The organism is Bartonella sp. AD328YNZD (assembly GCF_042196425.1).
On the sequence record NZ_JBHIQG010000150.1, the window covers coordinates 1 to 5,812 of the forward strand.

General features: G+C 45.4%; 4 protein-coding genes and 2 pseudogenes. All 6 read left to right on the plus strand.

The features are described 5' to 3' along the window. Nucleotides 1–306 (plus strand): annotated as a pseudogene (locus ACFIO3_RS07625) (hypothetical protein); the annotation flags it as partial. A gap of 12 nt (nt 307–318) precedes the next feature. Continuing rightward, nucleotides 319–1,920: pseudogene (locus ACFIO3_RS07630) on the plus strand (DUF935 domain-containing protein). Beyond that, entirely contained in the window at nt 1,913–3,118 is a 1,206-nt protein-coding gene (locus tag ACFIO3_RS07635; RefSeq protein WP_375704274.1) for a phage minor head protein, read from the plus strand. The pseudogene ACFIO3_RS07630 and the gene ACFIO3_RS07635 overlap by 8 nt, the downstream one beginning before the upstream one ends. 431 nt (nt 3,119–3,549) lie before the next feature. Next, nucleotides 3,550–4,563, plus strand: coding sequence for a phage protease (locus tag ACFIO3_RS07640; protein ID WP_375704275.1), 1,014 nt, complete (start codon nt 3,550–3,552; stop codon nt 4,561–4,563). Beyond that, nucleotides 4,560–4,901, plus strand: a complete 342-nt coding sequence (locus ACFIO3_RS07645; protein ID WP_375607972.1) for a hypothetical protein — start codon at nt 4,560–4,562, stop codon at nt 4,899–4,901. The genes ACFIO3_RS07640 and ACFIO3_RS07645 overlap by 4 nt, the downstream gene beginning before the upstream one ends. Nucleotides 4,902–4,913: 12 nt before the next feature. After that, the coding region (locus ACFIO3_RS07650; RefSeq protein ID WP_375704276.1) for a capsid protein at nt 4,914–5,812 on the plus strand (899 nt) is incomplete at its 3' end.

The window sequence follows — 5,812 nt, forward strand, 5'->3', positions numbered from 1 at the left end:
GCTTATTTAGAAGCTTTTGGGGATGGGACGATTGTTTTGCCGCGCGATAGTGACATTGTTGCCGATCATCAAGCGCTTGCTTATGTCAATGGCATTGTGAAAATTCCAGACAATCACCGTTTTAAAGGCAGTGACGGTTTTATGCGCCATGGTGATAGCGCGATTGCTTGCGCTTTGGCTTATTTTGCCAGCCGCCAAACTCCTGAAATTTATGATTATACACCTGTGAGAGAGGCTTATCATTTTGATGAAAGCTCGCTCTTTTCAACGCCTTTTTTTTCAACAATGCGATCAAAGATTTATTGATGGGATAATGAGATGGTAAAACTTTTAGATCAGTGGGTCAGGGCGCTTAATATCAAAGGGTTGGAGCGAGAAGTTGCAAGCCCTACCGTTGGCGGTGTTCGTGATGTATGGTCACAAACCATTGTCAGTGGTCTCACCCCTGCGCAACTTGCTGATATTTTGCAACAGGCAGCACAGGGGCATCCAGAGCAGTTTTTCCAACTTGCCGATGATATGGAAGAGCGTGATTTGCATTATCGTGCTGTGCTTGGCATGCGTAAAAATGCCCTTACAGGGGTGGAACCTAGTGTGATTGCAGCAAGCAGCAGTGCACAGGACAAAAAGATAGCAGATGCGGTGCGGGAAGTGATCAGTGCACCTACCTTTGTTGATGATTATGTGACGGATTTGTTAGATGCTTTGGGAAAAGGCTATGCGGTTGTTGAAACTTTGTGGGACAAGAGTGCCAAGGAATGGTGGCCGGTTGCTTGGAAATGGCGTGACCAGCGGTTTTTTCAATTGGATCGGCGGGATGGTTTTCATTTGCGTTTAAAAGAAGAGGGGTCTTTTAATGGAAGTGAATTGCCTGCTTATAAATTTTCTATTCACAGACCCAAGTTGAAAAGCGGTTTGCCTATTCGTTCTGGGCTTGCGCGGCTTGCAGCTTGGGCATTTCTCTTCAAGTCTTATACACTGAAAGATTGGATGGCTTTCTTAGAAGTTTATGGCATGCCTTTGCGTGTGGGTAAATATGGTGCGAGCTCTTCTCATGAGGAACGGCGGGTTCTCATTCAAGCGGTGCGTGATTTATCCAGTGATGCGGCAGCGATTATTCCCAAAGAGATGGAGATTGAATTTATTGAAGCGGCAGGGGGCAGTGGCAATGCGGTTTTTGGTGTCAAAGCGGAATATTTAGATCGGCAGATTTCTAAAGGGGTATTGGGGCAAACGATGACGACGGATGAAGGTTCGTCTTTTTCGCAAGCGCGCATTCATGAAAATGTACGCCATGATATTGCAAGAGCTGATGCACGCCAATTAGCCTTGACAGCTAATCGTGATTTGATTGTGCCCTTTGTTGAGATTAATTTTGGGCGCCAAGAGCGCACTCCCCTTGTCTATTGGCCGATTTCTGAAAATGAAGATATTAAAGCCATCAGTGACGCTTTGGAAAAACTTGTGCCCTTGGGTTTGCGTGTTGGGGCGCAAGAAGTGCGCAATAAGATTGGCTTTTCGCAACCAAAAAAAGAAGAGGATGTTTTAAAGGCTCCTGATAATTCGTTTGATGATGAGAGGGGACAAGAGGATGGTGAGGCAAGACAAAAGGCTCATGTTTGTGCTGATTGTGGAGGTGTTTTTGATGTTTCTGTGACAAGAGAGGACAAGGGTGGAAAAGAGCAGGGTGGGAAACATCACGACGAATTGGACCGGCTTTCATAAGAAGCTTTAAGCGACTGGGAAGAGGACTTAGAACCCCTTTTAGAGCCTTTTAAAAAGCTTGTGAGAGAAGCAAAAAGTTATGAGGATATCCTTAAAGGCTTAGATGAATTATTGGGTGAGATGGATCATCATGCATTAGCAGCGCGCTTGGCAAAGGTGCAAATGATTGCACGTGGGCTTGGGTATCATGGATGAGGAACTTTTTAAAACCGCCCCTAAAGAGGTCACCCGTTATTTTGAAGCCAAGGCACTTGTTCCAAGCTTTGATTGGCGTGATATAGCACCAGAAGAACATGCCTTTTCCTTTACCGTGGCAAAATCGCTAGGCTATGACATTTTAGAAGATTTTAAACAAGCGGTTGGAGAGGCTATAAAACATCAAGTTCCTTTTCAAGAATTTCAAAAAAATCTGATGCCGATTTTACAAGAAAAGGGTTGGTGGGGTAAAAAGACCAGCATTGACCCCAAAACTGGTGAAAAGAGCGTGGTGCAATTGGGCAGCCCGCGACGCTTAGAGACGGTCTATTGGGCTAATACCATGAGTGCGCATGCAGCAGGCGAGTGGGAGCGCACACAAAATAATAAAGAATTTTTGCCCTATCTCACCTATGCTTTGTCGAGTTCAGAACATAAGCGTTTAGAACATGAAAGTTGGGTGGGGTTTACGGCACCTGTTGATGATCCGGTTTGGGATTGGCTTTATCCACCCAATGGCTGGCGGTGTAAATGTAGTGTGCGACAGGTAAGCCGTTATGAAGCAGAAGATTTAGGCTATGAAGAGGATTCGCCGCCACTTCAAGTGGAGCAGAAGGTTTGGCACAATAAGCGAACGGGGAAAATTGAGAAGATACCAAAGGGGATTGATCCTGGTTGGCATTCTAATCCTGGGAAACATCGCGCGCAAAACTTAAGCAATTTTTTGAGTGATAAAGTCTCTGTGATGGGGGACAATCGAAAACGCATTGCCATTGAAGATATTGTGGGTTCACCACTTTTGGAAGCCATGTTTGAAGGACGTATGCCGCGTGGATTTATTCCCATTGCCCCAATGATCCCAAAGGTGGGTGATGTTTTTGCAGCGGACGGTTCTCTTATTCGCTTATCTTCAGACAGTGTGAAACATATTTTGTTAGAGCATCAAGCGCGTGATCTTCGCTTGGATGATTTTCGTGGCGCCATTCAAACATTCATAAAACCTCATGGCATTATCAGGCGAAAAGGTGTACCGAGCGTTGTGTTTTTGGGTGAAAATGATGGGGTATGGTGGCGCTTAGCAGTTAAATTCGTGGCAAGCAAACAAGAATGGTGGTTGACCTCCATGCATAAAAAAAGCTCTAGAGAAATTGGACGCTTATTGGATGCGGCTGAAAAAAAGGGCGAGAGGTTGTTGTAAAGAAAACAACAGGAAGAAAGTCTTTTGTTCTTAATGGAAAAGAGGCGAGGAAAATGAGAAGGCGTGGAGGGCGGTCAACTCCTCGCAGATCCGGTAAAACCGTCCTGGTATAACTGGCTCACGCCTCGCGGATAATGTAACAGTTTAAAAGTTTAAAAGCAATCTTAAAAAAAACAGCTTGAGAGAGGCTTTTTTGTATAAGACGATAAATTGTACCTCTAACTTCACAACGGCGCTCTATCGCCTTTGAAGTGCCTTTGAAAACGATTTTATGGGATGGTTTGACACGGGGGTCTCTCACAAGAAGAATAATAGGGAAAAGAGTGCTTTTTTGAGAAATGCTCTTTTGACTGACAGTGTCAGACTTATAGTGGGAGTAAGTTTCATGCATTGTATTGCCAATGACAATTGTAAAGCAATAGGCAATGTTTATGGAGCAAGAATTTCACGAAAATGGCGAAGATGGGCATGCTGAGATATGTCATGACGAGACATTTCATGCCGCGTTAATAGATCTTTGCCAAGACGTTACCGTTAGCCAAGCGCCTGAGTGGGTAGAGCTTTTGCCCAAAGCGCCGCATGTGAAGGCTCGTGATGGACGACAATGGCATTATAACCCGCAAACTATTTTAAAAGCTTTTGCAGCCAATAAAGGACCGCTTGTGATTGATTATGAGCATGGGCAACATCACCGAGCGAGAAATGGCTTGGAAGCGCCGGCAAGTGGCTGGATTGAAGAGTTAGCAGAGCGGGATGGTGCAATTTGGGGGCGGGTTAAATGGACCGATATGGCTACCAAAAAAATTATTGCCCGAGAATATCGCTATCTTTCGCCGGAGTTTCGCCATTCGAAGAAAGGTGAAATTTTAAATTTAGCCGGTGCTGGTTTGGTGAACCGTCCAGCCCTTGTCATGACGGCTTTAAGCCGTGAACAGCCTTCCCCTATAACTTTGACGGAGAAAATGATGGATTTGACAGCCATTGCCAGTGCTCTGGAGCTGGCAGAAGATGCTAAAGCGGATGAGATTTTAGCAACGCTTAAAGCGCGCGAAAAAGAACGCGCGGAATTAAATTCCCAATTGACAAAGGTGCAAGAAGATTTAGCGCTTTTGCAAGAAGAGCAGAAAAATAAGGCTATTGAGAGCCTTTTAGACAAGGCCATTGAAGAGGGCAAAATCTTGCCGGCTTCCCGCGAAGAATATCGTGCACTCTGTAGCTTTGAAGGGGGTGTGGAACATTTTAAAAGTTTGGTCGAGAAGTTGCCGGCGCTTGCCGCTAGGAGTCCTTTGGAGACCTCTTGTTTCAAGCAAGAACCAAAGCTTGCGCCAGAAGAGATTGCTGTTGCGGCACGCCATTATAAGGAAGAGCAGAAGCAAAAAGGGTGGGATATCACCATTAGCCAAGCAGTTGATTATATTTGCGAACAAAAGGAGCGCCAATCATGAGTACGATGATTTTAATTAAATCTTTTCGCGCCATAGATGTGATTTCACCTTATTGCATTGTTGCAGCGCGCACTGAGGGAATGGTGGCAACGGCTTCTGGTAAGGGTGATAAATTATTAGGGACTGCTGGGGCATTGAGCGCAAAGGCTGGTGAGATGATTGATGTTGGCCAATGTGGTTGGGGCGAAGTGGTTTGTGGGGGCAATGTTTCTTTTGGTGATTTTTTGACCTCTGACCCCAAAGGACACGCCATTAAAGCGGAAGCTGCAGATCGCACGATTGGTATTGCCATGAGTGATGGTTCTGCTGGTGATGTTATTTCTTTTAAAATTAATTAATCGAGGCTTATGATGAACAGACCTTTTCCCATTGATCCAACACTCACCGCTATTGCTATTGGTTATCGCAATCCAGCTGGCTCTCTTATTGGCGATAGAGTTTTGCCCCGTGTTTCTGTTTTAAGTGAAGTGTTTAAATATAGTGAATTTCCCTTAGCGGAAAATTTTACGGTGCCTGAGCTTGAGATAGGGCGGAAAGGACGCCCGAATGTGGTGGAATTTTCTGCCTTTGAACGGGAAGCTAGTGTCAAAGATTACGGACTTGATGATCTCATCCCCAATTCAGATATTGAAGCAGCGGCACGCGCACGAGCAGAAAAGCGCTCTCGTTATAACCCCGAAAAGACAGCAGTAGAAGGTCTTGCCAATTTGCTGGAGTTGGGGCGTGAAGTGCGTGTGGCAGCGCTTGTGCAAAGAAGTGAAAATTACGCACCAGAGCGGGTGATTACGCTTAAGGGTGAAAATAAATTTAGCGATTATGAGAAATCTGACCCTTATGCTGTTTTAGATGAGGCGATGGATAAAAGTCTCGTCTATACACCCAACACCATTGTTATGGGCAAAGTTGTTTGGTCAAAACTCAAACGTCATCCCAAAATCATTAAAGCCGTTAAAGGGGGTGGCACTGCTGATGGTTTTGTCACCAAGGCGCAATTTGCTGATCTGATGGAAATACACCCCGATCGGTTACTCATTGGTGAATCGCAAGTGAATTTGGCCCGCAAAGGACGCGCGGCACAATTGGCACGCGTTTGGGGCAATAAGATTGCTCTGCTTTATATTGATCCTACCAAACAACAGGCAGATGGTTCGGTGATCAGTTGGGGCTTTAGTGCTCAGTTAGGCGAGCGTTTGTCTGGAGTGATCCAAGATCCAGATATCGGCTTGTCGGGCGGTAAACGGGTGCGTGT

Bases quoted from the DNA above. Each gene is read 5' to 3' on its own strand.
- ACFIO3_RS07635 (WP_375704274.1), top strand. From the start codon at position 1,913: ATGGATGAGGAACTTTTTAAAACCGCCCCTAAAGAGGTCACCCGTTAT.
- ACFIO3_RS07640 (WP_375704275.1), top strand. From the start codon at position 3,550: ATGGAGCAAGAATTTCACGAAAATGGCGAAGATGGGCATGCTGAGATA.
- ACFIO3_RS07645 (WP_375607972.1), top strand. From the start codon at position 4,560: ATGAGTACGATGATTTTAATTAAATCTTTTCGCGCCATAGATGTGATT.